The organism is Phenylobacterium sp., assembly GCF_046463815.1.
In the GTDB taxonomy this organism is placed as follows: Bacteria; Pseudomonadota; Alphaproteobacteria; order Caulobacterales; family Caulobacteraceae; genus Phenylobacterium.
Genome location: NZ_JBKBRO010000011.1, coordinates 111,296 through 135,353, shown reverse-complemented (window position 1 = coordinate 135,353; position 24,058 = coordinate 111,296). Strand labels below are relative to the sequence as shown.

27 protein-coding genes and 1 pseudogene are annotated in these 24,058 nt (G+C 71.5%); 18 read left to right on the top strand and 10 right to left on the bottom strand.

The window, feature by feature from the left end:
* The 3 genes and pseudogenes from ACK4TT_RS09585 to ACK4TT_RS09575 form a co-directional block, all read left to right on the top strand.
* Nucleotides 1-99: pseudogene (locus tag ACK4TT_RS09585) on the top strand (IS5/IS1182 family transposase); the annotation flags it as partial.
* A gap of 191 nt (nucleotides 100-290) precedes the next feature.
* Entirely contained in the window at nucleotides 291-821 is a 531-nt protein-coding gene (locus ACK4TT_RS09580) for a nuclear transport factor 2 family protein (RefSeq protein ID WP_410212898.1), read from the top strand.
* A gap of 10 nt (nucleotides 822-831) precedes the next feature.
* Nucleotides 832-1,473: a peptidylprolyl isomerase gene (locus ACK4TT_RS09575; protein ID WP_410212897.1), complete on the top strand. Its 642-nt coding sequence runs from the start codon at nucleotides 832-834 to the stop codon at nucleotides 1,471-1,473.
* Between the two features lie 9 nt (nucleotides 1,474-1,482).
* On the opposite strand, the gene ACK4TT_RS09570 is transcribed toward ACK4TT_RS09575, so the two are convergent.
* On the bottom strand, nucleotides 1,483-2,043 hold the full coding sequence (locus ACK4TT_RS09570; protein WP_409635388.1) for an HNH endonuclease: 561 nt from the start codon (nucleotides 2,041-2,043) through the stop codon (nucleotides 1,483-1,485).
* A 762-nt stretch (nucleotides 2,044-2,805) separates the two neighbouring features.
* Here ACK4TT_RS09570 and ACK4TT_RS09565 point away from each other — a divergent pair.
* From ACK4TT_RS09565 to ACK4TT_RS09555, 3 genes are read left to right on the top strand one after another with little or no spacing between them, the layout of a single operon-like run.
* Nucleotides 2,806-3,438 carry a TetR/AcrR family transcriptional regulator gene (locus tag ACK4TT_RS09565; protein WP_409635391.1) on the top strand — a complete coding sequence of 211 codons (633 nt, stop codon included), beginning with the start codon at nucleotides 2,806-2,808 and terminating at the stop codon, nucleotides 3,436-3,438.
* Between the two features lie 10 nt (nucleotides 3,439-3,448).
* Nucleotides 3,449-4,285: a tRNA glutamyl-Q(34) synthetase GluQRS gene (gene gluQRS / locus ACK4TT_RS09560; protein ID WP_410212896.1), complete on the top strand. Its 837-nt coding sequence runs from the start codon at nucleotides 3,449-3,451 to the stop codon at nucleotides 4,283-4,285.
* On the top strand, nucleotides 4,278-5,195 hold the full coding sequence (locus ACK4TT_RS09555) for a DMT family transporter (RefSeq protein ID WP_410212895.1): 918 nt from the start codon (nucleotides 4,278-4,280) through the stop codon (nucleotides 5,193-5,195). Before gluQRS ends, ACK4TT_RS09555 begins: the two co-directional genes overlap by 8 nt.
* 107 nt (nucleotides 5,196-5,302) lie before the next feature.
* On the opposite strand, the gene ACK4TT_RS09550 is transcribed toward ACK4TT_RS09555, so the two are convergent.
* The 3 genes from ACK4TT_RS09550 to ACK4TT_RS09540 form a co-directional block, all read right to left on the bottom strand.
* Nucleotides 5,303-6,709 (bottom strand): protein adenylyltransferase SelO, encoded by a 1,407-nt coding sequence (locus tag ACK4TT_RS09550; protein ID WP_409635400.1) that lies wholly within the window; start codon nucleotides 6,707-6,709, stop codon nucleotides 5,303-5,305.
* Between the two features lie 200 nt (nucleotides 6,710-6,909).
* Nucleotides 6,910-8,136 carry a Na+/H+ antiporter NhaA gene (gene nhaA, locus ACK4TT_RS09545; RefSeq protein ID WP_410212894.1) on the bottom strand — a complete coding sequence of 409 codons (1,227 nt, stop codon included), beginning with the start codon at nucleotides 8,134-8,136 and terminating at the stop codon, nucleotides 6,910-6,912.
* Between the two features lie 56 nt (nucleotides 8,137-8,192).
* Nucleotides 8,193-8,762 (bottom strand): carboxymuconolactone decarboxylase family protein, encoded by a 570-nt coding sequence (locus ACK4TT_RS09540; RefSeq protein WP_409635406.1) that lies wholly within the window; start codon nucleotides 8,760-8,762, stop codon nucleotides 8,193-8,195.
* Between the two features lie 70 nt (nucleotides 8,763-8,832).
* Here ACK4TT_RS09540 and nhaA (ACK4TT_RS09535) point away from each other — a divergent pair, with 70 nt between their 5' ends.
* Nucleotides 8,833-10,023 carry a Na+/H+ antiporter NhaA gene (nhaA, locus tag ACK4TT_RS09535; protein ID WP_409635409.1) on the top strand — a complete coding sequence of 397 codons (1,191 nt, stop codon included), beginning with the start codon at nucleotides 8,833-8,835 and terminating at the stop codon, nucleotides 10,021-10,023.
* Here the strand turns inward: nhaA (ACK4TT_RS09535) and ACK4TT_RS09530 are convergent.
* The 3 genes from ACK4TT_RS09530 to ACK4TT_RS09520 all read right to left on the bottom strand — a co-directional run bounded on the left by ACK4TT_RS09530 (nucleotide 10,020) and on the right by ACK4TT_RS09520 (nucleotide 13,513).
* The gene (locus ACK4TT_RS09530) at nucleotides 10,020-10,964 is read right to left on the bottom strand and encodes an alpha/beta hydrolase (protein WP_410212893.1); all 945 of its coding nucleotides are present in this window, start codon (nucleotides 10,962-10,964) and stop codon (nucleotides 10,020-10,022) included. The genes nhaA (ACK4TT_RS09535) and ACK4TT_RS09530 overlap by 4 nt on opposite strands.
* 62 nt (nucleotides 10,965-11,026) lie before the next feature.
* Nucleotides 11,027-12,460 carry an aldehyde dehydrogenase family protein gene (locus ACK4TT_RS09525; RefSeq protein ID WP_409635415.1) on the bottom strand — a complete coding sequence of 478 codons (1,434 nt, stop codon included), beginning with the start codon at nucleotides 12,458-12,460 and terminating at the stop codon, nucleotides 11,027-11,029.
* 105 nt (nucleotides 12,461-12,565) lie between these two features.
* On the bottom strand, nucleotides 12,566-13,513 hold the full coding sequence (locus ACK4TT_RS09520; RefSeq protein WP_409635418.1) for an SMP-30/gluconolactonase/LRE family protein: 948 nt from the start codon (nucleotides 13,511-13,513) through the stop codon (nucleotides 12,566-12,568).
* A 223-nt stretch (nucleotides 13,514-13,736) separates the two neighbouring features.
* On the opposite strand from ACK4TT_RS09520, the gene ACK4TT_RS09515 reads away from it, so the two are divergent.
* The 7 genes from ACK4TT_RS09515 (at nucleotide 13,737) to ACK4TT_RS09485 (ending at nucleotide 18,412) form a co-directional block, all read left to right on the top strand.
* A complete protein-coding gene (locus ACK4TT_RS09515; RefSeq protein WP_409635421.1) occupies nucleotides 13,737-14,465 on the top strand; it encodes an SDR family oxidoreductase in 729 nt (242 codons plus the stop codon).
* Nucleotides 14,462-14,830 (top strand): dihydroneopterin aldolase, encoded by a 369-nt coding sequence (gene folB / locus ACK4TT_RS09510; protein WP_409635424.1) that lies wholly within the window; start codon nucleotides 14,462-14,464, stop codon nucleotides 14,828-14,830. Before ACK4TT_RS09515 ends, folB begins: the two co-directional genes overlap by 4 nt.
* A gap of 82 nt (nucleotides 14,831-14,912) precedes the next feature.
* Nucleotides 14,913-15,320: a DUF4870 family protein gene (locus ACK4TT_RS09505; RefSeq protein WP_409635426.1), complete on the top strand. Its 408-nt coding sequence runs from the start codon at nucleotides 14,913-14,915 to the stop codon at nucleotides 15,318-15,320.
* Nucleotides 15,321-15,358: 38 nt separating this feature from the next.
* Nucleotides 15,359-15,850, top strand: a complete 492-nt coding sequence (locus tag ACK4TT_RS09500) for a MarR family winged helix-turn-helix transcriptional regulator (RefSeq protein ID WP_409635429.1) — start codon at nucleotides 15,359-15,361, stop codon at nucleotides 15,848-15,850.
* Nucleotides 15,847-16,551 (top strand): response regulator, encoded by a 705-nt coding sequence (locus tag ACK4TT_RS09495; protein WP_409635431.1) that lies wholly within the window; start codon nucleotides 15,847-15,849, stop codon nucleotides 16,549-16,551. Before ACK4TT_RS09500 ends, ACK4TT_RS09495 begins: the two co-directional genes overlap by 4 nt.
* Entirely contained in the window at nucleotides 16,551-17,915 is a 1,365-nt protein-coding gene (locus ACK4TT_RS09490; RefSeq protein ID WP_409635434.1) for an ATP-binding protein, read from the top strand. Before ACK4TT_RS09495 ends, ACK4TT_RS09490 begins: the two co-directional genes overlap by 1 nt.
* A gap of 59 nt (nucleotides 17,916-17,974) precedes the next feature.
* Complete coding sequence (locus ACK4TT_RS09485) at nucleotides 17,975-18,412, top strand: DUF2147 domain-containing protein (RefSeq protein ID WP_409635437.1); 438 nt, start codon at nucleotides 17,975-17,977, stop codon at nucleotides 18,410-18,412.
* A gap of 1 nt (nucleotide 18,413) precedes the next feature.
* On the opposite strand, the gene proC is transcribed toward ACK4TT_RS09485, so the two are convergent.
* From proC to ACK4TT_RS09470, 3 genes are all read right to left on the bottom strand, one after another.
* On the bottom strand, nucleotides 18,414-19,211 hold the full coding sequence (gene proC / locus ACK4TT_RS09480; RefSeq protein ID WP_409635552.1) for a pyrroline-5-carboxylate reductase: 798 nt from the start codon (nucleotides 19,209-19,211) through the stop codon (nucleotides 18,414-18,416).
* 56 nt (nucleotides 19,212-19,267) lie between these two features.
* A complete protein-coding gene (locus tag ACK4TT_RS09475; protein WP_409635440.1) occupies nucleotides 19,268-19,771 on the bottom strand; it encodes a YbjN domain-containing protein in 504 nt (167 codons plus the stop codon).
* A 138-nt stretch (nucleotides 19,772-19,909) separates the two neighbouring features.
* Complete coding sequence (locus tag ACK4TT_RS09470) at nucleotides 19,910-20,167, bottom strand: accessory factor UbiK family protein (protein ID WP_409635443.1); 258 nt, start codon at nucleotides 20,165-20,167, stop codon at nucleotides 19,910-19,912.
* Between the two features lie 119 nt (nucleotides 20,168-20,286).
* Here ACK4TT_RS09470 and lgt point away from each other — a divergent pair, with 119 nt between their 5' ends.
* The 4 genes from lgt (at nucleotide 20,287) to ACK4TT_RS09450 (ending at nucleotide 23,966) form a co-directional block, all read left to right on the top strand.
* Entirely contained in the window at nucleotides 20,287-21,141 is an 855-nt protein-coding gene (lgt, locus tag ACK4TT_RS09465; RefSeq protein WP_409635447.1) for a prolipoprotein diacylglyceryl transferase, read from the top strand.
* On the top strand, nucleotides 21,138-22,205 hold the full coding sequence (locus ACK4TT_RS09460; protein ID WP_409635450.1) for a class I SAM-dependent methyltransferase: 1,068 nt from the start codon (nucleotides 21,138-21,140) through the stop codon (nucleotides 22,203-22,205). Before lgt ends, ACK4TT_RS09460 begins: the two co-directional genes overlap by 4 nt.
* The gene (gene pgeF, locus ACK4TT_RS09455; protein WP_410212892.1) at nucleotides 22,202-22,966 is read left to right on the top strand and encodes a peptidoglycan editing factor PgeF; all 765 of its coding nucleotides are present in this window, start codon (nucleotides 22,202-22,204) and stop codon (nucleotides 22,964-22,966) included. The genes ACK4TT_RS09460 and pgeF overlap by 4 nt, the downstream gene beginning before the upstream one ends.
* Nucleotides 22,967-23,030: 64 nt before the next feature.
* Nucleotides 23,031-23,966 carry a ribose-phosphate pyrophosphokinase gene (locus tag ACK4TT_RS09450; RefSeq protein WP_409635456.1) on the top strand — a complete coding sequence of 312 codons (936 nt, stop codon included), beginning with the start codon at nucleotides 23,031-23,033 and terminating at the stop codon, nucleotides 23,964-23,966.
* Nucleotides 23,967-24,058: the final 92 nt, after the last annotated feature.

Below are 24,058 nucleotides of genomic sequence, written 5' to 3'. Positions count from 1 at the left end.
CTCAAGCACTTCCGTCGCTTCGCCACCCGCTACGACCGCCGCGCCGACCACTTCCTCGCCTTCATCCACCTCGCCGCCATCATGCTCTGGCTACGCTGAATGTGGATTCGTCCTAGCTGAGAACCCGGCGCATCAGTTCGGCCATCAGCATCCAGGAGCCGACGCAGATGGCGATGGCCGCGAGCACCGCGGTGATCTTGACGGCCAGCAGGGTCAGGCGATCGCTGAACATGGCGATCTTGTCCCACACGGGGCGGCGCGGCCGCCATTCGGGTATTCTACCTACGCAAATGCCACATCCCGCCCTCTCCTTCGCCGTCGCCCTGACCCTCGCCCTGGCCCTCGCCCTGGCCAATGCCCGCGCCGGGACCGCGGCCGCCCAGGCGAGGATGACCGAGGCGCGGCTCTCGGAGCCGCAGGTCCGCGACCTCGTCGCGCGGCAGGAAAGGGCCTGGAACGCCGGCGATCTCGCCGCCTGGGCCGCCACCTACGCGCCGGGGGCGGTGTTCACCGACCAGGCCCTGGGCTCCGACAACCGCATCGTCCCCTATGGCCAGAGCCGGCTCCCCGAGGCCCTCGCCCAGGCGCGGCGGACCCTCAGGCGCTCGAAGGTCGAGGAGAGCGTGCGCATCCGCCGCGTCTCGATCTCGGCCGACGGGCGCGGCGCGGCGGCCCTGGCCGACGTCCGCACGCGCATCGAGACCAGGGGCGCCGTCCGCTGGAGCTGCGCCGAACGCCTGGAGAGCATGGCGCTCGTCCGCGGCCGGCTGAAGACGGTGCGCCAGACCGACACCCTGGTCCGCTGCCGCCGGGCCCCTTAAGGATCGTCCCATGATCGCCCGACGCGCCCTGATCGGCCCCCTGATCGGCCTTAGCGCCGCCCTCGCCCTCTCCGCGACCGCCCCCCTTTCGCCCGTCCTGGCCCAGGAGGCCAGGCCCAACCCCAAGGTCCGCATCGACACGGCCGAGGGGCCGATCGTGCTGGAGCTCTATGCCGACAAGGCGCCCAAGACGGTCGCCAACTACCTGAAGTACGTCGACAGGGGCCTGTTCGACGGGGCGACCTTCTACCGGGCCTCCAAGCCGCCGGGCTATGCGCCCAACGACTACGGGGTCATCCAGGGCGGCCTGCAGAACGATCCCAAGAAGGTGCTGCCGCCGGTGGCCCACGAGCCCACCACGCTGACCGGGATCAAGCATCTGAACGGCACGATCTCCATGGGCCGGCATGCGCCGGGGTCCGCCCAGGCCGACTGGTTCATCGTCATCGGCGACCAGGACTACCTCGACGCCGATCCCAAGGACCCCAAGACGACGCCGGGCTTCGCCGCCTTCGGCCGCGTCGTCGAGGGCCTGGACGTGGCCCAGAAGATCCTGGGCATGCCCGTCGATCCCAAGGCGGGCGTAGGCGCCATGAAGGGCGAGATGCTGGTGAAGCCGGTCCGCATCGCCAAGGTCCGGCGGGTCGGCTGAGGCGGCCTCCTAGGCTTCCAGTTCGATGTCCCAGTAGAGGTAGTCGATCCAGCTTTCGTGCAGGTGATGCGGCGGGAACCTGCGGCCGCGCTCCTGCAGCTCGAAGGCCGTGGGCCGGCGCGGCTTCAGGCGCGGGTGCATGTGCGCCTCGTGCGGGGTGCGCCCGCCCTTGGTCAGGTTGCAGCGGGCGCAGGCGGTGACGATGTTCTCCCACGTCGTCCGCCCGCCGCGCGAGCGCGGGATCACGTGGTCGAAGGTCAGCTCCTCGCTCGCCGTGCAGTACTGGCAGGTGAAGCTGTCGCGGAGGAAGAGGTTGAAGCGGGTGAAGGCCGGGGGCCGGTCCTGGGCCACGTAGTGCTTCAGCGACACCACGCTCGGCAGCTTCATTTCGAAGGAGGGGGAGTGGATGACCTGGTCGTAGGTGGAGACCACGTCCACGCGGTCGAGGAAGACCGCCTTGATGACCTCCTGCCAGGGCCACAGCGACAGGGGGTAGTAGCTCAGCGGCCGGAAGTCGGCGTTGAGCACCAGACAGGGCCAGCCCGACGGCGGATGCCTAAGCACCTGCATGGCGGGCCTCCGATAAGCGACGCGACGCTCTTATGCGGATCGACTTGGGACTGAAGACACGACCCTCGTCAGGAATGGCTGGCTTTGAAAACTATAGGCCCGATTCGACGACATCTCCACGACGGTGGGGCGTCCGCTTGCGCGGCCATCGCCTCGCCCGGCGGACCGGACGAGGCTTAGGGGCGCCGCATGGTCAGGCGCCGAGGACGGCGGTGGCGCCGGCGATCGTAAGGGCCAGGCCCACGACCGCGAACGAGACGACCACGTCGAGGATCCGGTTCATCTGGATCGACATTGCTTCTCTCCTGGCTTGCAGTTCCGCGGCCCGGCCGATCCGGCGCCGCATCCATCTGGACGATGCTTAGATAGCACGATCTAAACACTGCCTAGATAATTGTTTTTACCTCATGGCTATGCGTTTTTGCATTGTCGTGGCAGGCGCCTTCCCACGACGAAGAAGGGCCCCGCGAGGGGGCCCTTCCACTGCGTCTCGAAGGGTGGGGAGACCCTGTTAGGCGCCGAGGCCCGCCGTGGCCGCCGCGGCGGTGAGGCCGAGGAACAGCAGGAAGACCGGCGCCAGACGGTCGAAAGCGCGTTCGAAATTGGCGAGAGACATGAGACACACACCTTTCAGTTCGAGCCTCGCTGAAACCGATCGGACGGCGAGGACATTTCTTATTTGAACGATGCTAAGATAACGCCGATCTGAGCGGCGTCAAGATATCTTTACGGCGTCCAGATGCAGATTTATGGTGGCCCGCGATGAGAGAAGCTCACAGCGCCGAATCCCGGCCCTACCACCATGGCGACCTCCGGCGCGCCCTGGTCGGCGCCGCGCGCCGGCTGCTGGAGTCCGAGGGGCCGACGGCCCTCTCGCTGCGCGCCGTGGCCCGCGAGGCCGGTGTGAGCCCGGCCGCCCCCTACCACCACTTCAAGGACAAGTCCGAGCTGCTGGACGCCGTGGCCCACGAGGGCTGGGAGATGCTGCACGCCGCCATGGGCCAGGCCAAGGCCGGCGCCGAGGGCCGCCAGCAGCTCACCGCCCTGGGGCTCGCCTACGTCTGCTTCGCCCGCGAGCATCCGGCCCTCTACCGGGTGATGTACGACGCCGCGCGCGACAAGGAGGCCCTGCCGATCAACGTCTCCGACGGGGCCGAGGACAGCGCCTACTGCATGGTCCGCGACACCATGATCGAGCACGGCGCCGATCCCGATGCGGGCCGCGACCTCGAACTCGCCACCATCGCCTCCTGGTGCGCCGCCCACGGCCTGGCCGAGATGGCCGGGTTCAAGCAGTTCGAGCCCTTCAAGACCCAGCTCGGCGGCGAGAAGGCCTTCTTCGAGGCCGTGCTGAACCACATGGGCCTGTTCCCCACCGCACACCGGGACTGCTAGACGCCAAGGGGTGTTCGTCACCCGCTTCGCGCCCTCGCCGACCGGATACCTGCACCGGGGCCACGCCTTCTCGGCGCTGACCGCGCATGGAGCCGCGCGGGCCGTGGACGGGCGTTTCCTGCTGCGCATCGAGGACATCGACGCCACCCGCTGCCGGCCCGCGTTCGAGGCGGCGATCCACGAGGACCTCGCCTGGCTGGGGCTAAGCTGGGAGACGCCCGTCCGCCGCCAGTCCGAGCACCTGGACGACTACCACGGCGCGCTGGCGGCCCTGGAGGCCAGGGGCCTGCTCTACCGCTGCTTCCGCACCCGCAGGGAGGTGGCCGATGAGATCGCCCGGGCCCCGCACGGCGCCATGGAGGTGTTCCGCGGCCGTCCGCTTCCGCCCGGCGAGGAGGCCCGCCGGCTGGCGGCGAACGAGCCCTTCGCCTGGCGCCTTTCGCTCGACGCGGCCGAGCGCGCGCTCGGCGGGTTCCAGGACCTGACCTTCGTGGAGGAGGGCGCGGGCGAGCCCCGGGTCGTCCAGGCGCGGCCGGAGCTGGGCGGCGACGTGGTGCTGGCCCGCAAGTACGTGGGCGTGGCCTACCACCTCGCCGTGGTGTTCGACGATGCGCTGCAGGGGATCACCCACGTCATCCGCGGCGCGGACCTCGCCGAGGCCACCCACGTCCAGCGCCTGCTGCAGGCGCTGCTGGGCCTGCCCACGCCGACCTACCGCCACCACCGCCTGCTGACCGGCCCGGACGGCAGGCGCTTCGCCAAGCGCGATCGCGCCCAGACGCTGCGCGAGCTCCGCGCGGCGGGCATGACCCCTGCGGATTTGCGACGGGAGATGGGCTTTGACTGACGCCACGGCGGCCGCGCCGCGCCCGCGCTGGGAGGCCCTGGCGGTCCTGATCTTCGGCGGGGCGGTGATCGGCCTCTCGCCGATCCTCGTGCGGCTCACCGAGACCGGCCCCGCCGCGGCCGGCTTCTGGCGGCTGCTGTTCGCCTGTCCGCTGCTGGCCGCCATGACCTGGCGGACGTCAGGACCGATCACCCGCCCGTCGCGCCTGGGCCTCGTCGCCGGGGTGATGTTCTTCCTGGACCTCAGCTTCTGGCACTACGGCATCAGGTACACCTCGGTGACCAACGCCACGGTGCTGCCCAACCTGACCCCGGTGGTCGTCACCCTCTTCGCCTGGATCTTCCTGAAGCAGCGACCGCGCCTGGCCTTCCTCGTCGCGGTGGCGCTGGCGGTTTCGGGAGCCTCGATGATGGCCCTCGACAAGCAGGGCGGCGGCGGCCTCAACCCGCCGCTGGGCGACGCGCTCTCCCTCGCCACGGCCTTCTGGTACGCGCTCTACATGCTGGCCATCGGCGAGGCGCGGAAGACCGAGGGCGCCAGCCGCGTGATGTTCTGGTCGAGCGCGGTGGGCGTGCCCCTGACCCTCGCCGTGGCCCTGGCGCTGGGCGAGGACCTGACGCCCGCCACCGCCGCCGGCTGGGCCGCCTGCGTGGCCCTGGGCCTGATGCACGTCGCCGGCCAGGGCTCGATCGCCTGGGCCATGGGCCGCCTGCCGACCGCCACCGCCTCGGTGGTCGTGCTGGTCCAGCCGGTGGTGGCCGGCTGGCTGGGCTGGCTGCTGTTCAGGGAGCACATCGGCCCGCTTCAGGCGGCGGGAGCCGCCGTGACGCTTTCGGGCGTGGTGCTTGCGCAGTGGGTGTCCAGGGCCCGCGCCTCTTCTCCCCCCGCGCAGCGGAGAGGGAGAGGATAAGGGATAGGGCCAGCGCGGGACTCGGCCATTTCACCGGCGCGGGATCGCTCGTCGGAGCCGTCCCTCTCCATGCCCTCTCCCTCTCGCTTCGCGGGAAGAGGAGAAGGTCAGGCGTACCCCCACGCCTGGCGGGCCTCTTCGATCCGGGCGAGCTTGGCCTGGAAGGGGCCCCAGTCGTCGGCCTCGGCGATGGCCGCCCAGACGGCCTCGATCCCGTCGTAGAGCAGCTCCTCGGGCTCGGGCCGCTGGAAGTACGGGTGCGCCAGACGCTCGGGCCGGTCGGGCGCGTAGCCGGCCAGCCGCTCTCGGAACTCGGCGAAACCCTCGGACGCATGGAGGTCGGCGCGTGGCCCCTCGGGCGTCCGGCCGCAGAACCCGTCGAAGAAGAACGGCTCCCAGCGCAGCCGCTCGCCGCCGGCCGCCAGGGCCTTGAACGCCGCCTGGACCAGGGGCCCGTCCTCCGCCTCGCCGCGCGGGAGCACGCCCAGGCGCATCAGCATCGCCGCTGTCAGCTCGCGCCGGTAGGCCGGGCCGAAGCCGTTGACGGCCTCCACCAGCGGATCGCTTCCCGAGACGAAGGTCAGGCAGCCGGCGAGCTGCTGCAGGTTCCAGAACACCGCCTCGGGCTGGCGGCCGAAGGCGTAGAGGCCGGCGTGGTCGAAATAGGCCGCCGTGAAGTTGGGGTCCGAGTAGGGCAGGAAGCGGTAGGGCCCGTAGTCGAAGCTTTCCCCCGTGACGTTCATGTTGTCGGTGTTGAGCACGCCGTGAACGAAGCCCGCCGCCATCCAGCGGGCGGTGAGCCGGGCGGCGCGCTCGACCACGGCGCCCAGCAGGGCGGCCGGGCGGTCGTCGGCGCCCGAGAGCTCCGGGTAGTATTCGGCGACCACGTGGTCGACCAGGGCCGAGATCCGGTCCGCCCGCTCGAAGAAGGCGTGGCGCTGAAAGGTCCCGAAGCGGATGTGGCTGTGCGACAGGCGCGCCAGCACCGCCGAGCGCGTGGGGCTGGGCTCGTCGCCGCGCTCCAGCGCCTCCCCCGTCTCGATCAGCGAGAACGACCGCGAGGTGGGAACGCCCAGGGCCTCCAGCATGGCGGTGGCCAGCACCTCGCGCACCCCGCCCTTCAGCGTCAGGCGCCCGTCGCCCGAGCGGGACCAGGGCGTCTGGCCCGAGCCCTTGGTCCCGAGGTCCAGCAGGCGTCCGGTTCCGGCCTCGCGGAGCTGGGCGAACAGGAAGCCCCGGCCGTCGCCCAGCTCGGGATTGTAAACCCGGAACTGGTGGCCGTGGTACCGCTGGGAGAGCGGCGGGTCGATGTTGTCCGGCAGCGGCTCGAAACGCCCGAAATGGGCGACCCACTCGGCGTCGGTCAGCGTGTCCAGCCCGACCGTGGCGGCGGCCCGGTCGTTGCGGTAGCGCAGGAGGGTCTTGGGGAACCGGGCCGCGGCGACCGGATCGGCAAACTCGGCTCCCAGGGCCGGGAACCTCGGGTCAGGGCGGTAGGCGGGCGAGACGGGCATCGGCGGCAGCTAGCCGCCTGGGCGGCCCTCGGGCAACCGCTTAGGCGATGCCGAGGAAGCCCGGGATGGCCAGGACGACCACGACCAGGCCCACGAGAGGGATGATGCTGTTCATCAGCCGATCCTCCTCCAGGTCCCCGACCGGCGCCGAACGCCGCCGCGCCGGAAGCCGTTCCCCGAGGCCGGGGAACGGCGGAGGCTCAGGCCGCGTGCGCCGGCGGGGACTCGGGCTTGAAGATGCGCAGCAGGGTGAGGCCCACGAAGGCCGAGGCGAGCGAGCCTGCGAACACCCCGGCCTTGGTCTCGGCCAGCAGGTCCGGCGTCGTGAACGCCAGGTTGCCGACGAACAGGCTCATGGTGAAGCCGATGCCGCAGATCACCGACACGGCGAAGATCTGGCCCGTCGAGGCGTGGCGCGGCATGTCGGCCCAGCCCAGGCGGATCACCAGCAGGGCGGTGAGGAACACGCCGAGCGGCTTGCCGACGAAGAGGCCGAGCGCGATCCCCAGCAGCACCGGGTCGGTGAGCATGTCGGCGGACATCCCGTCGAACGACAGCCCGGCGTTGGCGAAGCCGAAGATCGGCACCACCAGGAAGGCCACCGGCCGGTGCAGCCAGTGTTCGAGCCGGTGGGCGGGCGAGGTCTTGTGGGAGTCGGCGTCGCGCCTGGACGGCGTCCGGTCGAGCGGAATGGTCATGGCCAGGGCCACGCCCGCCAGGGTGGCGTGGACGCCGCTCTCCAGCACGAACCACCAGAGCGCCAGGCCCACCAGAAGGTAGGGCGAAAGACGCCGCACCTTCAGCCGGCCCATGACCACCAGCACGGCGAGCGCCGCGCCCGCCGCCGCCAGCGCCGTCAGGTGCAGCTCGGCGGTGTAGAAGACGGCGATGATCAGGATGGCCGCCAGGTCGTCCAGCACCGCCAGCGCCGTCAGGACGATCTTCAGCGACGAGGGGACCCGGTCGCCGGCCAGCGCCAGCACCCCCAGGGCGAAGGCGATGTCGGTGGCCGCGGGAATCGCCCAGCCGCGCGCCGCCTGCGGGTCGCCGGCGTTGAAGGCGATGTAGATGAGGGCCGGCGCGACCACGCCTCCCAGCGCCGCCAGCCCCGGCAGCACGACCCGCGACGGCCGGGACAGCTCGCCGTCCAGCACCTCGCGTTTGATCTCCAGCCCCACCAAGAGGAAGAACAGGGCCATCAGCCCGTCGTTGATCCAGTGGAGCACCGTCTCGTAGAGCGCGATCGGCCCGACCGCGAAGCCCAGCTTCACGTCCAGCATCGCGAAGTAGGACCCGGCCAGGGGCGAGTTGGCGACCACGAGGGCCACGGCGGCGGCGGCCATCAGGACGTAGCCGCCCGAGGCTTCCTGGTTCAGGAAGTCCTGGAAGGCGGAGATGGGGCGTTTCAGGCGTCGGTCGGCGGACATGCCCTCTGGATAGGGGGTCGGGCGCGCGCCTCCAACCGTAATCGGTCGGCGGCCGTTCAGAAGGCCTTCAGATCGGGGTCGAGGGTCTGGCCTTCGTCGAGCTGCACGCCGAAGGTGTTCAGGATCATCGAGACCTGGGTGTACTGGGCGGCGGTGAACACCACGTCCATCCGCTGCTTGTCGGTGAAATGGCGGCCGAGCTCGGCCCAGGTCGCGTCGGTGATGAACTGATCCGCGTGCAGCTCGTCGGCCGCCCGGAGAAGGGCCGCGTCGGCGGCGCTCCAGCCGGCGTCCGCCCCCTGTTTGATGCGGGCGATCTCGTCCTCGGTGAGGCCGCAGTCGAGGCCGATCCGCGTGTGCTGCACGAACTCGTAGCCCGAGCGGCATAGGAAACCGGTGCGCAGGATGACGATCTCCCGCTCGCGGGCCGGCAGGTCGTTGCGCCGCGACAGCACATAGGCGCCCCAGTCGTTGAACCGCGCCAGCGCCTTCGGCGCGTGCGCCAGGGTCCGGAAGATGTTGAGCACGCCGAGCGTCCCGGCGCGCACGGGCGCCAGCGCCTCGGCCTGTTCGGGGCTGAGTTCGGCGTCCGACAGCGGGGCGATACGGGGCTTGGTCAGTCTCATGGGTCCTCCGGAGGCGTGGCTCGGCCGCAATTCTTGTAGAGCCTGAGCGGACCCCGCGTTAGGCAAGGGCATGTCGACGCGCTCGACCCTGCAATTCCTGCGGACGGAGACCGGGTCGGGCCTCCTGCTGGCCTTGGCGGCGGCGGTCGCCGTCGCCTGGGCCAATTCCCCGTGGGCCGCGGACTACGCCGCCTTCGTGGGACACCCCATCGCCGTGCGGGTCGGCCCCTTCGCCGAGACCCTCTCGGCCGCCGCCTGGGTGAAGACGGCGATGATGCCGGTCTTCTTCCTGGTGATGGGCCTTAAGATCAAGCAGGAGATCGTCAGCGGCGAGCTCTCCAACCCCCGGCGTCTGGCGCTTCCCGTGCTGGCGGCCCTGGGGGGCGTGCTGGCGCCGGCGGCCATCTTCCTGGCGGTCAACGCCGGCGCCGACGGGGTGGCCCAGGCCTGGCCGGCCGCCGTGCCAACCGACGCGGCCATCGCGCTGGCGCTGGCGGCCAGCGCCGCGCCCCGCCTGCCGCCGCCCCTGCGCGTCTTCCTGCTCACGGTGGCCATCGTCCAGGACCTGGTCAGCGTGGCCCTGATCGCCGTCGTGTTCGCCGGGACGCTGAGGCCCGCCATGCTGGGCGGGGCGTTCGCGACGCTGCTGGTGCTGGCGGCCATGTCGCGCTGGCGCGCGGCGCCCTACGCCTTCTGGGCGGCGGGCTTCCTGCTGCTCTGGGGCTTCGTGATGAAGTCGGGGCTCGACCCGTCCCTGGCCGGGGTGCTGGCGGCGGCCACCGTCCCGCTGCAGCCCAAGCGGCTGGGCGGGCCCGGCGTGCTCGACCAGCTCCTGGCGGCCCTGCACCCCTACGTGGCCTTCCTCATCCTGCCGCTCTTCATCCTGACGGCGGCGGGCTTCTCCGTGCGCGACCTGCCGGCCGACACGCCCACGGCTCCGGTGGCCCTGGGCCTGGGCCTCGCGCTCGTGCTGGGCAAGCAGGCCGGCGTTTTCGGCGCGGCCGCGCTCGCCATCGGCCTGAAGTGGGCCAGGCGGCCGATGGGGGCGCGCTGGCTCGACCTCTACGGCGTCTCGGTGCTGTGCGGGGTGGGCTTCACGCTCAGCCTCTACATCGGCGAGCTGGCCTTCGCGCCCGGCGACGACCTCTCCCAGGCCAAGGTGCGCATCGGCGTCATGGCCGGCTCCCTGGCCTCGGCCCTGTGGGGCCTGGCGGCGCTGGCGCTGTCCGAACGCCGCCGCCCGCCGGAGGAAAGCGACTAGGCCAGCGCCGCCTTCAGCGCCTCGGCGGTCTCGCGCGCCGCGGCGTTCACCGCCGGCGAGACGTCGGCCATGACGTAGAAGTCGTGCGGCAGGCTCGGGTATTCCCGGTGGGCCGCCTTCACGCCGGCCGCCTTCAGCTTCTCGGCGTAGGCGAAGCCCTCGTCCTTCAGGCAGTCGTGCCCGGCCGTGACCACCAGCGCGGGGGCGACCCCCGCCACGTCCGCCGCGTCCAGGGGCGAGAGCCGGTGGGCCTCGGGATGGCCCGCCGCCGCGAGCTGCTTCTCGAACCAGCGCATGGTCTCGAAGGTCAGCACCGGGCCGTCCAGGGTCTTGCGGGATTCGGTCCGCCAGTCGGCGGTCGTCGCCGGATAGAGCAGGAGCTGGAACGCGAGCCGGCGCTCGGGATCGTCCTTCAGGTCCAGGGCCACCGAGGCGGCCAGGTTGCCGCCGGCGGAATCCCCGCCGACCGCGATGCGCTTCGGGTCGGCGCCGATTTCGGCCGCATGGTCGAAGGCCCATTTCGTGGCCGCGAGCGCATCGTCATGGCCCTTCGGGAAGACGTGTTCGGGGGCCAGGCGGTAGTCCACGGCCATCACCCGGCAGCCGCCCCACGCGGCCATGCGCCGGCAGTGGCCGTCGTGGGTGTCGAGGTCGCCGATCACCCAGCCGCCGCCGTGGAAATAGACCAGCAGGCCCGAGGGTGAGGCCAAGCCCTTCGGCTCATAGAGGCGCACGGGGATGTCGCCATGCGGGCCCGGGACCGCGAAGTCGCGGACGTCGAGGTCCTTCGGGGCGTTCTGGTCCTGGCTCTGGCGCAGCATCCGGTAACCGGCGCGCACCATGTCGGCCGGAAGCTGATCGAGCGGCGGCATCGGCTGCTCGGCCGCCTGCTTGGCCAGGGCCTCGAGCATGGTCTTGAAGTCGGGGTCGATGACGCCCATCGGGTGTCTCCTCCAAAGCAAAAGGGGCCGCCTTTCGGCGGCCCCTTCCCGGTGTCCGGCGGCTATTCCGCGGCCTTGGGCGCGTAGCCCATGATGGCCTTGGTCTCCAGGAACTCGTGGAAGGCGTAGTCGCCCCATTCGCGCCCGTTGCCGCTCTTCTTGTAGCCGCCGAAGGGGGCGGTCATGTCGCTGGCGCCGTTGATCGACACCTGGCCGGCGCGGATCTTTCGGGCGACGTCGCGGGCCTTGGCGAGGTCGGCGCCGTTCACATAGCCGGCCAGGCCGTACTCGGTGTCGTTCCCGATGGCGATGGCCTGGTCGAGGCTCTCATAGCCCAGGATCGACAGCACCGGCCCGAAGATCTCCTCGCGGGCGATGGTCATGTCGTTCTTCACGTTGCCGAACACGGTGGGCTTCACGAAGTGGCCCTTCTCCAGGCCCTCGGGACGGCCCGTGCCGCCGACGACCAGGGTCGCGCCCTCGTCGATCCCCTTCTGGATCAGCGCCTGGATCTTCTCCCACTGCAGCTTGGAGACCACCGGGCCCATGTTGAAGTTGCCGTTCGGGTCGCCGACGGTGACCTGCTCGGCCGTGGCCTTGGCGACCGCCATGGCCTCGTCCATGCGCTTGGAGGGGACCAGCATCCGGGTCGGCGCGTTGCAGCTCTGGCCCGAGTTGTTCATCACGTGCATCACGCCGCGCGCCACGCTCTTCGAGAAGGCGTCGTCGTCCAGCACGATGTTCGGGCTCTTGCCGCCCAGCTCCTGATGGACGCGCTTGACGCCCGGGGCGGCGTTCTTGGCCACCTCGATGCCCGCGCGGGTCGAGCCGGTGAAGGACACCATGTCGACTTCCGGATGCACCGACAGCGCCACGCCCACGCCGGGGCCATCGCCGTGGACCATGTTGAACACGCCGGCCGGCACGCCCGCCGCGTGCATGATCTCGGCGAAGATGTGCCCGCTGAAGGGCGCGACTTCCGACGGCTTCAGCACCATGGTGCAGCCCGTGGCGATGGCCGGGGCCACCTTGCAGGCGATCTGGTTCAGCGGCCAGTTCCAGGGGGTGATGAACGAGCAGACGCCGATCGGCTCCTTGACGATCAGGGTCTCGCCCCGGTCTTCCTCGAACTTGAAGTCCTTCAGGATGTTGGCGGCGGTGGCGAGGTGGCCCATGCCGGCCGGCACCTGGGCCCGCTGGGCGAGCGAGGCGGGCGCGCCCATTTCCTCGGTGACGGCGACGGCCAGGTCGCCGAAGCGCTTCTGGTACTCGGCCAGGATGCGCTGCAGCACCTCCAGGCGCTCCTCGCGGCTGGTCTGCGACCAGGCGGGGAAGGCGCGGCGGGCGGCCATCACGGCCTTGTCCACGTCGGCGGCCGAACCGAGCGCGATCTTGCCCACGACCTCCTCGGTCGCCGGGTTCTCGACGTCGAGGGTCTTGAGCTCGACGGGATCCACCCATTCGCCGTCGATGTAGAACTTCAGGTACTCGCGCATGCCGTCCTCCTGGACTTTCTTATCTGGCCGCCGGGCGCCGTCCGCCCCGACATTCAAACAACCATTTTAGTGATCGCCGTTCAGGGGGAAAGCCCTGACGCGAGGTCAAAGCTGGTGAACGTGCGGCTGGCCCGCAACCGGCGACCTCGCCTGCAGCACGTAATCGGCCCGGATCGAGCCGATGTACAGGTCCTTCAGGTCGCCGCCGCCCCAGGTCACGTTCGTGGGGTGGTTCACGATCTTGCCGCCGGGGTCGTGGATCACCGTCACCACCTCCCGATCCGGCGTGATCGCCACGACCTTGTTCGCGGCCGGCAGGCAGACCCAGAGGTTCCCCTCCGCGTCCAGGCCCACCCCGTCGGTGTAGCCCAGGTCGCCCCCCTGACCATTGGCATGCGCATCGACGCTCTCCCCGGCGACCATCAGGCGGCCCAGCACCGGCCCGTAGCGCTCGGCGGGCCCCAGCGCGGGCCCCTCCAGCACCGGGAAGCGCAGCACGTCGGCCCCGCTGGTCTGGGCGCAGAACAGGAACTGCTCGTCCGCCGACAGGGCGAGGCCGTTCGGGAACTTCAGCCCCTCGGCCACGATCCGCGCCTCGCCGGCCGGCGTCAGCACGAAGAGGAAGCCGTCGGCCCGGCCGTCCAGGGCCTGGGGCCAGGTCTCGGCGTCCGTGGAATTGGCGCACCAGATGTTCCCGGCCCGGTCGATCACCGGATAGTTGGCCGAGGTCAGCTTCCGCCCCTCCACCTCGGTCAGCAGGGTCTCGTGGACGCCGGTCGCCGGATCGAAGCGCTGCAGCGGCCCGTCCTCGCGGTCGTAGATGCCGAAATTGGCGATCACGATGCGGCCCTGGGCGTCCATGTTGATCCCGTTGGGCGCCCCGCCCTTCGGCCCGAGCCGCCGGAAGGCTCCACCCGGCAGCAGCTCGGCCACCGCGCACTGGTGGTCCGAGGCGAAGACCCGGCCGTCCTTGGCCGCCACCACGTCCTCGGGCCGGTCGATGCCGAGCGCGATCTTCTCGAAGGCGGTGGCGGGGATCGGGGCGAGCGGCATCGCGGGCTCCCTGAAGGTGGGGGAAGGAACCTTGAACGCGACTTCGGCCGTTCGACAAGCCGGCTTGCGGGCCGGCCCCCGTCTCGCTAAAGCCCGGACACCCCAGGACTTGGAGTTTCCCCGTGATCGGGATCTACGCCATCGGCATCTTCATCGTCGTCATCGCCGCGCTGAACCTCTACGAGTTCGGCCGCCTCGACTGACCTGAAGGGAACCGTCCCAGGTGGCTAGCCGCGGCGCGGCTCTGGTGACGGGCGGCGCGCGGCGGATCGGCCGGGTGCTGGCCCAGGTCGCCGCCGACGCGGGCTTCGACGTGGCGGTCCACGTGCGCGCCGTCGACGACGACGCCGAGGCGGCCGCCGCCGAGGTCCGCGCCCGGGGCCGCAAGGCCGCCATCCTCCACTGCGACCTGCGCCAGGAGGCCGCCACCGTGGCCCTGGTGGGCGAGGCCGAGGCCGAGCTCGGGCCCGTCACCCTGCTGGTCAACTCGGCCAGCGTCTTCGAGGAAGACGCCTTCTCCGACATGAACCGCGCCTCCTGGGACCTCCACATGGAGACCAACCTGCGCGCGCCGCTCGTCCTGGCCCAGGCGTTCGCCAGGCGCCTGCCCGCCGACCGCGAGGGCCTGATCGTCAACATCCTCGACCAGCGCGTCTGGCGGCCCACCGACGAGTTCTTCTCCTATTCGCTCAGCAAGGCCGCGCTCTGGGAGGCGACCCGGATGCTCGCCAGGGCGCTCGCGCCCCGGGTGCGGGTGAACGGCATCGGCCCGGGGCCAACCCTGCCCTCCATCCACCAGGACCAGGCCGCCTTCGACGCCGAGGCCGCGTCCACCCTGTTGGCCCGTCCAGTGCCGCCGGCCGAGGTGGGCAGGGCCCTGCGCTACCTGATCGACGCCGTCTCGGTGACCGGCCAGATGATCGCGGTGGACTCCGGGCAGCACCTGTCATGAGCGGGGTGCGGCTCTGCGCCAGCAAGGTCTTCGTCACCGGCCTGAAGGTGCAGGCCGAGATCGGCATCCACCGCCACGAGATCGGCCGGGTTCAGCCGCTGATCGTCGACGTGGAGCTGGACGTCCCCACCGACGACAGTGACCGCCTGGCCCACACGCTGAACTACGAGGCCGTGCTCCAGGCCGCCCAGGACATCGCCGCCGAGGGCCATGTCGACCTCGTGGAGACCTTCGCCCACCGCCTCGGCCGCCGGTGCCTGGCGGACGCGCGGGTCACCCGCGTGCGGGTCCGCATCGAGAAGCCCCTGGCGCTCGCGCCCCACGCCGTCGGCGCGGGCGTGGACATCACGCTCGAACGGGCCTGAGCCGCCCTTCCATCAGGGGCCTTCCCCTCCCACCTCAATAGGGCATGATCCCCATACGGGATTGGGGACGGAGGGCTGAATCATGGCCGACCTGGGTTACGGGACCACCGAAGACCGCACGATGCCGGCGGTCGTCTACGCACTCTATCTCCTGGCGTTCGCGACCGGCGGGCTCACCGCGATCATCGGAATCATCATCGCCCACGTGCAGCAGGGCGTCGCTGGTCCGGTGATGAGGTCACACTACACCTTCCTGATCCGAACCTTCTGGCTCGGGCTGGCGCTCGCCGTCCTCGGCGGCGTCGTGGGCGGCATCCTCTTCGGCCTGGGCGCGCTGCTGACCGTCATCCTGATCGGCTTCCCGATCATGGCGCTCGCCGGCCTTATCTGGGCGGCCGCCGCCGTCTGGTTCGCGGTCCGCTGCATCGTGGGCGTCGTCTACCTCGCCCGGGGCGAAGCCTATCCCCGGCCCTACGCGCTGCTCGCCTGACCTAGCGCCACGACGGGGGCGCGACGTATGCTGAGGCCGTGAACGCGCCCGCCGATCCCCGGCTGATCCTGCGCGAGGACGAGCTCGACGCCGGCCTCGAACTCCTGCTGCTGGCCGAGGCCGCCCTGTGGGCCGCCGTGGACCAGGGGCTGGAGGCCGAGAACCTGGGCCTGGGCCGCTCGCACTGGCGCGCCGCCTTCCTGCTCCGGCGCCGGCCGGGCATCGGGGTGCAGGAGCTCGCCCACCTGACCAGCCTCTCGAAGCAGGCCGCCAGCCGCATCCTCGTGGACCTCGCCGCCAAGGGCCTGGTGGAGAAGGCCGCTGGCGACCTCGACGGCCGCCGCCGCACGGCCGCCCTCACCGACAGGGGCCGCGCCTTCGAGGGCGCGATCAGCGAACGCCTGCGCAGCCAGATCGGCCGCGCCTACCGCGTGGGCGGCCTCGACGGCGTGGCCGGCGCGCGGCGCATCCTGGCGGCGCTGGCCGGCGGCCGCACCCGCAGCCCCAACGCCGGCGGGGGGCTGGGATGAGCCTGCAGTCCGCGCCGCGCGGCCGCCACCTGCTGATCGTCGACGACGACGACCGCATCCGCGACCTGCTGAAGGAATACCTGAGCCGCGCCGGCTTCCGGGTGACCGCCGCCGCGGGCGGGGCGCCGGCCCGTAGCCTGCTGGCCACCCTCGACTTCGACCTCGCCGTCTTCGACGTGATGATGCCCGGGGAGGACGGGTTCTCGCTGACCCGCTGGCTGCGCGACCAGCGCGGAGCGGCGGGCCGGACGCCGGTGCTGATGCTGACCGCCCGCGGCGACGCCAGCGACCGCATCGAAGGCCTGAAGCTGGGCGCCGACGACTACCTGGGCAAGCCCTTCGAACCCGAGGAACTGCTGCTGCGCATCGAGGCCATCCTGCGCCGCGCCCAGGACCGTCCCCAGCCCGGCGGCGTGTTGTCGCTCGGCCGCTGCGCCTTCGACGCCGAGCGCGGCGAACTCACCTGCGAGGGCGAGCCGGTGCGCCTCACCGAGGCCGAGGTGGCCCTGCTGCGCCAGCTCGCCCGCACCCCGCACGAGCCCGTCGACCGGCTGGAGCTGGCGCGCGGCTCGGTCGACCCCTCCGGCCGCGCCGTGGACGTCCAGGTCACCCGCCTGCGCCGCAAGATCGAGGACGATCCCAAGGCCCCGCGCTACCTCCAGACGGTGCGCGGGATCGGCTACCGCCTCAGTCCGGACTGATGAGCTCGCCGTCCTTCCTCCGCGTCCTCGGGCGCTGGGCCCGGCGCCGGCTGCCGACCTCGCTGTTCGGGCGGTCCCTGCTCATCATCGTCCTGCCGGTGGCCCTGATGCAGATCGCGGTCACCTACGTCTTCTTCGACGCCCACTGGCAGACCGTGACCAGCCGCCTGTCGGAGGGTCTGGCGGGCGACATCGCCTGGGCCGTCGAGAGCTATAGCGAGGACCCGCGCCCCGAGAGCTTCGCCCGGCTGTCGAAGCGCGCCGAGGACTCCATGGGCCTGTCGGTGGCCCTCCAGCCCGGCCGCCAGCTCCCGGCCCGGCGGCGCGACCCGCCCGCGCCCTTCAAACCCTTCTTCGCCCCCATCGACCGGTCCCTGGAGCGGGCGCTGACCGAGCGGCTCGACGCCCCGTTCTGGTTCGACACCACCCGCTACCCGGCCTACGTGGACATCCGGGTGGCCGTCCCCGGCGGGGTGATGCGCATCCTGGCGCCGCGCGACCGCGCCTTCGCCACCCAGGGGCATATCTTCGTCCTGTGGATGACCGTGGCCACCGTCCTGCTGACCGCCGTCGCCATCCTGTTCATCCGCAACCAGGTCCGCGCCATCGAGCGCCTGGCCAACGCCGCCGAGGCCTTCGGGCGCGGCGCCGACCAGCCCAGCTTCAAGCCCCAGGGCGCCAAGGAGGTCCGCCGCGCCGCCCGCGCCTTCCTCGACATGCGCGCCCGCATCCAGCGCCACATCGATCAGCGCACCGCCCTCCTGGCCTCGGTCAGCCACGACCTGCGCACGCCGCTCACCCGCCTGAAGCTGGCGCTGGCGCTCTCGGAGCCCACCCGGGCCACCGCCGAGATGAAGCGCGACCTCTCCGAGATGGAGCACATGATCGACGAGTACCTCGCCTTCGCCCGGGGCGAGGGCGGCGAGGCGCTCGAACCCGCCCCGCTGCGCCGGCTCATCGACGAGGTCAGCGAAGGCGCCGTGCGCGCCGGGGCCCAGGTGAAGGTCACCGCCGAACCCGGCCTCACCGCCACCGTCCGGCCGAACGCGCTGAAGCGCGCGCTCGCCAATCTCGTGATGAACGCCGCCGCCCACGGCGAGCGGGTCGAGGTCGCCGCTCGCCGCCGCGCCCAGGGCGGGGTGGAGATCGTGGTGGACGACGATGGCCCCGGCATCCCGGCCGAGCGGTACGAGGAGGCCTTCAAGGCCTTCGCCCGCCTGGACGAATCCCGCAACCAGAACACCAAGGGCGTGGGGCTGGGCCTCGCCATCGCCCGCGACGTGGCCCGCGGCCACGGCGGCGACATCACCCTGGACCGCTCGCCCCTCGGCGGCCTGCGGGCCGTGGTCCGTCTGCCGGGTTGAGGCGTTTCATCGGCCGTTCAGCTTCGCCGGGCACGCTCGGCCGCATCCGGAGGAACCCCATGCGCCTGCTCCACGCCGTCCTGGCCGCGGCCCTCGCCGCCGCCCCGACCATCGTCCCGACCCTGGCCCTCGCCGCCGATCCGGTGGAGGGCGAATGGCTCACCCAGGCCGGGACGGCCAGGGTGAAGATCGCCCCCTGCGCCGGCAAGGCCGACCGCATGTGCGGCGTGGTCACCTGGCTGAAGACGGCCGGCGCCAAGGACGTCCACAATCCCGACCCGGACCTGCGCGGCCGCCCCGTGCTGGGCCTCACCATGATCCGCGACTTCAAGGCCGACGGGCCCGGCCGCTGGAAGGGCGGCAAGATCTACGATCCGCAGAGCGGCAAGACCTACGACTCCAGGATGCGGGTCGACGCCGACGGCACGCTGAAGGTCGAGGGCTGCGTGCTGGTCGTCTGCCAGGCCCAGACCTGGCGGCAATCGCAGACACGGTAGGTTAGGCCCCCAGTTCCTTCGAGCGGCGCACCGCTGCCGAGACGGCCTCGCGCAGCAGGTCGGGGAGGCCGCCCTTGGCCGAGAGCAGGACGTTCAGCGCCGCCTCGGTCGTCCCGCCGGGGGAGGTCACCTGCCGGCGCAGCTCGGCCGGGTCCTCGCCGGTGCGGGCCAGCAGGGCCGCGGCCCCGGTCAGCGTCGAGCGGGCCAGGCGCCGGGCGTCCTCGGGCGACAGCCCCGCCGCCGCGCCAGCGCCCTCCAGCGCCTCGATGAAGGCGTAGAGATAGGCCGGCGCCGAGCCCGAGACCGCCGTGGCCGCGTGCATCAGCCCCTCGTCGGCCAGATCCACCACCGTTCCCAGCGGCTCGAACAGCGCGTGCGCGCGGGCCAGCGCCGCCGGATCGTCGGCGTAGAGGCTCGCCGTCCCCTGGCCGATGGCCGCCGCCGTGGTCGGCATCACGCGGGCCACCGGCCGGCCGCCGAACTCCTTCGAGATGTCCTGCGCCTTCACGCCCGCCGCGATCGAGACGATGACCGCGTCCTCGGCCAGCCAGGCGGCGACCTCGGCGGCGGCCTCGCGCCAGAGCTGCGGCTTCACCGCCAGCACCACGGTGCGCGCCCGGGCGAGTTCGGAATCGGGAGGGTTGAGCACCGCGCCCGCCTCGGCGGCGGCCTGGGCCGACGGACCCGGCAGGGGATCGCGGATCATCAGGTCGGAAGGGGCGAAGGCCTGCGCCGCGCGCCAGCCCTCGACCATGGCGCCGCCCATCCGGCCCGCGCCCAGCATCAGTATCGGCGTGATCATCGGCCGGAACCTAGCGGCTGAGCGCCGCGGCCCCAAGCCCGACGATCAGCGCATCACGCCTCGCCGACCGTCTCGAACATGCACGCGGCGATGGCGTCCTGCGGGGACTTGGCGCCCCGGAGCAGGAAGTCGAACGCCGGGTAGAAGCGGTCGCCCGCCTCCACCGCCACGTCGATCATGGCCGCGGCCTGGGCCAGGCTCGGCTGTTCCCCGGTCATCAGCGCCATGCCGTGCCGGAAGATGATCTCGCCGTCTTCCCAGAGCTCGAAGTGCCCGAGCCAGACCCGCGGATTGACCGCGGCGATCAGCTCGTGGGCCGCCGCCCGGCGCTCGCGCGGGACCCTCTGGTCCATCGAGAGGCAGAGCTGCAGCGTGTCGCCCTCGGGCCGCCAGGCGAACCAGAGCTCGTAGTCCTTCCAGTCGCCGGCCAGGGAGAAGGCGAGGTCGCCGTCTTCCGTGCGGTCGAAGGGGAGGTTCTCGGCGGTGAGGACGTGCTCGACCACGTCGAGCGGATCGTTGGAGAGGAGGACGGTGTCGTCCGTCTGGGAGGTGTCCAATCTAAGACCCCTTTCGCAGCGGGCGGGGAGCGATACGCCCCCGAATCGCCTGCGACATTGAAAGTAAGCTGCTTCGCGGGCGTCGCGTCATCCTGTTCTTGCGACGGAAGGCCCGCGCGGGCGTATTGTTCACAGGGATCAGGCCTGTTCGCCCTTGGCGGCGCGCGGCTTGGGCGCCTTGGCGGCGCGCAGGGCCTCGACCTCGGCGCGGAGCGCGGCCAGCTCGGCCTTCAGCGCGTCGAAGTCCTCGCGACGTACGAGGTCGAGCTCGGCGGCGATGCGGTCGGCCTGGCTGCGGAAGGCCGCGCGGGCCTCCTCGCCGGCGGCCTGGGCCATGCCCATGGCGGCGGTGGTCAGCTTGGCGAGCTCGTCGAGGATCGGGTTCTGGGTCTGCATCTTGTTCGTCTTGAGGCCCGCGGGATCGCGGTCCTGCTCCCCTATATGGCCCTTCGGGGGGTGAAAGCGAAGGGCTTCTCGTCTAACTCTCCTCTTCCAACGCTGGAGGCGCCCGACTCGTGCCGTTCCCCGAATTCGATCCCGTCCTGGTCCAGCTCGGCCCTCTCGCCATCCGCTGGTACGCCCTGGCCTACGTCGCCGGCATCCTGATCGGCTGGCGCTACGCGGTGGCCATGGTGAGGAATCCGCGCCTGTGGGCGCTCCGGCCGCCGCCCGCCACGCCGGAGCAGATCGACGACTTCATCCTCTGGGCGACCCTGGCCATTATCGTGGGCGGCCGCCTGGGCCACGTGCTCTTCTACACGCCCCGGATCATCTGGACCGACCCGCTCCAGATCCTCCAGATCTGGAACGGCGGCATGAGCTTCCACGGCGGCGCCATCGGCGTCCTCCTGGCCATGATCGGCTTCTCCTGGAAGAATCGGATCGACCCCTGGCGCCTGGGCGACCTCGTGGCCGCCGTGGTTCCCATCGGCCTGTTCTTCGGCCGCATCGCCAACTTCATCAACGGCGAGCTCTGGGGCCGGCCCACCGACGCGCCCTGGGGCATCGTCTTCTGCAACGACCATATTCGAAAGACCCTGGGCTGGTGCCCGGCCGGCGAGATGGCCCGCCACCCGAGCCAGCTCTACGAGGCCGCGCTCGAGGGGATCGTGCTGTTCCTGGTCCTGCGCTGGGCGACGCACGGCGCGAAGCTGCTGAACCGTCGGGGCGTGGTCATGGGCATGTTCACGGTCCTCTACGCCGTCTTCCGCATCAGCCTGGAGAACGTCCGCCAGCCCGACGCGGGACTGGAGAACCTGCCGCTCGGCCTGACCATGGGCATGTACCTGTCGATCCCCATGATCCTGTTCGGCGGCTGGCTGATCTGGCGCGGGATGCGCGAACCCGCGCCCACGGTCCAGGCGGCGTGAGCGGCGGGCTAGCCGGGAAGCTCGCGGCCCAGATCGCCCAGGGCGGGCCGCTCACGGTCGCCCAGTTCATGACCGCCTGCCTGCACGACCCCGAGTACGGCTACTACGCCACGCGTCCGGCCCTGGGCGAGGGCGGCGACTTCGTGACCGCCCCCCTGGTCAGCCAGATGTTCGGCGAACTGATCGGCGCCTGGGCGGCCGTGGCCTGGGAGGCGATGGGCCGCCCCGACCCCTTCCGCCTGGTCGAGATGGGCCCCGGCGACGGGACGCTGATGAGCGACGTCCTGCGGACCGTCCGCATGGCTCCGGGCTTCCGCGAGGCCGCCGACGTCTGGCTGGTGGAGACGTCCCCGCCCCTTCGCGCCCTGCAGCGCGGGCGCCTGGGCGACGGCGTCCGCTGGGCTGCGTCCCTGGCCGAGGTCCCCGGCGGCGCGCCCATGATCCTTGTCGCCAACGAGTTGCTGGACTGCCTGCCCGTGCGCCAGTTCGTGCGCACCGCCGCCGGCTGGGCCGAGCAGGTCGTGGGCCTGGACGCCGAGGGCCGCCTCGCCTTCGGCCTCGCCGCCACGCCGGCCGGGACCCTGCTGCCCGACGCCCGCGAGGGCGTCGTCTACGAACAGTCCGCCGCCCAGGCCGCCCTGGGGGCCGAGCTGGGCGCGCGCATCGTGCGCGACGGCGGGGCGGCTCTCCTCATCGACTACGGCCGCGACCGGCCAGGCTTCGGCGACACCCTCCAGGCCATGCTGCGCCACCGCAAGGTCGACCCGCTCGCGCATGCCGGCGAGGCGGACCTGACCGTCCACGCCGACTTCCCCGCCGTGATGGAGGCCGCCCGGGCGGAAGGCGCCGGGACCGCCATCCTCACCCAAGCCCAGTTCCTGGCGCGCCTGGGCATCGGCGAGCGCGCCGAGGCCCTGGTCCGCGCCCGCCCCGACAAGGCCCCGGTCATCGGTCGCCAGCTCAACCGCCTGATGGCCGCCGACCAGATGGGCGACCTGTTCAAGGCCTGCTGCATCCATTCGCCCGGCTGGACGCCGCCGGCCTTCGAGGAAGCCGACGCATGAGCGCCCTGCCCGTCCTCACCTCGCCGCTGCTGGACCTGCCCGGCGTCCGCCACGCCTTCTTCACCCGGCAGGGCGGCGTCTCCCAGGGAATCTACGCGTCGCTGAACGTCGGCGTCGGCTCGAACGACGATCCCGACGCGGTGGCCGAGAACCGCCGCCGGGCCGCCGCCCACCTGGGCGGGGAGCTGGTCACCGCCTACCAGATCCATTCCCCGACCGCGCTCGTCGCCGACGGACCCTGGCCCGCGGGCCCGCCCCAGGCCGACGCCGTGGTCAGCGCCACGTCGGGCGTCATCTGCGGGGCGCTCTCGGCCGACTGCGCCCCGATCCTGCTGGCCGACGCCGAGGCCAGGGTGGTGGCCGCCGCCCACGCCGGCTGGAAGGGCGCGCTCACCGGCGTCGCCGAGGCCGCCGTCAGCCGCATGGAAGAGCTCGGAGCCCGACGCGAACGCATCGTCGCCGCCATCGGCCCCTGCATCGCCCCCGCCTCCTACGAGGTGGGCCTTGAGTATGAGGCCCGCTTCACCCGCTTCGACCCCGCCTACGCCCGCTTCTTCTCGGCCGGGGCCAGCCCCGAGAAGCGCCAGTTCGACCTGCCGGGCTTCGTCCTGGCGCGGCTGAAGGCCGCGGGCGTCGCGCGCTGCGCGTGGATCGGCCGCGACACCTGCGCCGAGGGCGAGCTGTTCTTCTCCAACCGCCGGGCCTTCAAGGGCGGCGAGCCCGACTACGGCCGGCTGCTCTCGGCGATCATGCTGGCGTAGCGGCGCCCTAGACTCCGCCGCCTCGCCTGCCTACAAGCCCGCCAACTAGCCAAATGGGGGTCCGATGAAGCTGCTGGCCGGCAACTCGAATCGCACGCTTGCGCAGGCCGTGGCCTCCCACCTCGATCTGCCGCTCACGAGGGCCCAGGTGAAGCGGTTCCCGGACAACGAGGTCTGGGTCACCATCGACGAGAACGTGCGCGGCGAGGACGTCTTCGTCCTTCAGTCCACGGCCTATCCCGCCAACGACCACCTGATGGAGCTCCTGATCTGCATCGACGCGCTGAAGCGCGCGTCGGCCAAGCGGATCACGGCGGTGATGCCCTACTTCGGCTACGCCCGTCAGGACCGTAAGACCGGCGGCCGCACGCCCATCTCGGCCAAGCTGGTGGCCAACCTGATCACCCGCGCCGGCGCCGACCGCGTGCTGACCATGGATCTGCATTCGGGCCAGATCCAGGGCTTCTTCGACATCCCGACCGACAACCTGCAGTCCGCGCCGCTGATGGCCCAGGACATCAAGACCAACTACGCCAAGGCCGACGAGCTGCTGATCGTCTCGCCGGACGTGGGCGGCGTGGTCCGGGCCCTGGCCGTCGCCAGCCGCCTGAACGCCGATCTGGCCATCGTCGACAAGCGCCGCTCGGGTCCCGGCAAGTCGGAAGTGGCCAACATCATCGGCGACGTCACCGGCCGCCGGCTGATCATCTTCGACGACATCGTGGACTCCGCCGGCACGCTCTGCTCGGCGGCCCAGTCGCTGATGGACGCCGGCGCGGCCGAGGTGTCGGCCTACATCACCCACGGCGTCCTCTCGGGCGCGGCGGCCGAGCGGGTGAAGAACTCGGTGCTCAAGGAGCTGGTCATCACCGACTCCATCGAACGCTCGGAAGAGGTGGCCGGGGTGGACAAGATCCGCACCGTGAGCTGCGCGGGCCTGATCGGCGAGGCGATCCGCCGCATCGCCAACGAGGAGTCGGTGTCGAAACTCTTCGACTAGACTCCGGACGTCCGGCGACGCTTGGTCAGCAAGAGTTTACCGGTTTAGGAAACCATCACTGCGGGGGCAGGTGATAAGATTCGTCCACTCGT

Excerpts from the sequence above, each read along its gene's own strand:
- folB (WP_409635424.1), top strand. The coding sequence starts at position 14,462 with ATGAGCGGGGTGCGGCTCTGCGCCAGCAAGGTCTTCGTCACCGGCCTG.
- ACK4TT_RS09520 (WP_409635418.1), bottom strand. The coding sequence starts at position 13,513 with ATGCCGCTCGCCCCGATCCCCGCCACCGCCTTCGAGAAGATCGCGCTC.
- ACK4TT_RS09485 (WP_409635437.1), top strand. The coding sequence starts at position 17,975 with ATGCGCCTGCTCCACGCCGTCCTGGCCGCGGCCCTCGCCGCCGCCCCG.
- ACK4TT_RS09490 (WP_409635434.1), top strand. The coding sequence starts at position 16,551 with ATGAGCTCGCCGTCCTTCCTCCGCGTCCTCGGGCGCTGGGCCCGGCGC.
- ACK4TT_RS09495 (WP_409635431.1), top strand. The coding sequence starts at position 15,847 with ATGAGCCTGCAGTCCGCGCCGCGCGGCCGCCACCTGCTGATCGTCGAC.
- ACK4TT_RS09575 (WP_410212897.1), top strand. The coding sequence starts at position 832 with ATGATCGCCCGACGCGCCCTGATCGGCCCCCTGATCGGCCTTAGCGCC.
- ACK4TT_RS09450 (WP_409635456.1), top strand. The coding sequence starts at position 23,031 with ATGAAGCTGCTGGCCGGCAACTCGAATCGCACGCTTGCGCAGGCCGTG.
- ACK4TT_RS09530 (WP_410212893.1), bottom strand. The coding sequence starts at position 10,964 with ATGGGCGTCATCGACCCCGACTTCAAGACCATGCTCGAGGCCCTGGCC.
- ACK4TT_RS09470 (WP_409635443.1), bottom strand. The coding sequence starts at position 20,167 with ATGCAGACCCAGAACCCGATCCTCGACGAGCTCGCCAAGCTGACCACC.
- ACK4TT_RS09525 (WP_409635415.1), bottom strand. The coding sequence starts at position 12,460 with ATGCGCGAGTACCTGAAGTTCTACATCGACGGCGAATGGGTGGATCCC.
- nhaA (WP_409635409.1), top strand. The coding sequence starts at position 8,833 with ATGTCGACGCGCTCGACCCTGCAATTCCTGCGGACGGAGACCGGGTCG.
- ACK4TT_RS09570 (WP_409635388.1), bottom strand. The coding sequence starts at position 2,043 with ATGCAGGTGCTTAGGCATCCGCCGTCGGGCTGGCCCTGTCTGGTGCTC.
- ACK4TT_RS09565 (WP_409635391.1), top strand. The coding sequence starts at position 2,806 with ATGAGAGAAGCTCACAGCGCCGAATCCCGGCCCTACCACCATGGCGAC.
- pgeF (WP_410212892.1), top strand. The coding sequence starts at position 22,202 with ATGAGCGCCCTGCCCGTCCTCACCTCGCCGCTGCTGGACCTGCCCGGC.
- ACK4TT_RS09580 (WP_410212898.1), top strand. The coding sequence starts at position 291 with ATGCCACATCCCGCCCTCTCCTTCGCCGTCGCCCTGACCCTCGCCCTG.
- ACK4TT_RS09505 (WP_409635426.1), top strand. The coding sequence starts at position 14,913 with ATGGCCGACCTGGGTTACGGGACCACCGAAGACCGCACGATGCCGGCG.
- nhaA (WP_410212894.1), bottom strand. The coding sequence starts at position 8,136 with ATGTCCGCCGACCGACGCCTGAAACGCCCCATCTCCGCCTTCCAGGAC.
- ACK4TT_RS09540 (WP_409635406.1), bottom strand. The coding sequence starts at position 8,762 with ATGAGACTGACCAAGCCCCGTATCGCCCCGCTGTCGGACGCCGAACTC.
- ACK4TT_RS09550 (WP_409635400.1), bottom strand. The coding sequence starts at position 6,709 with ATGCCCGTCTCGCCCGCCTACCGCCCTGACCCGAGGTTCCCGGCCCTG.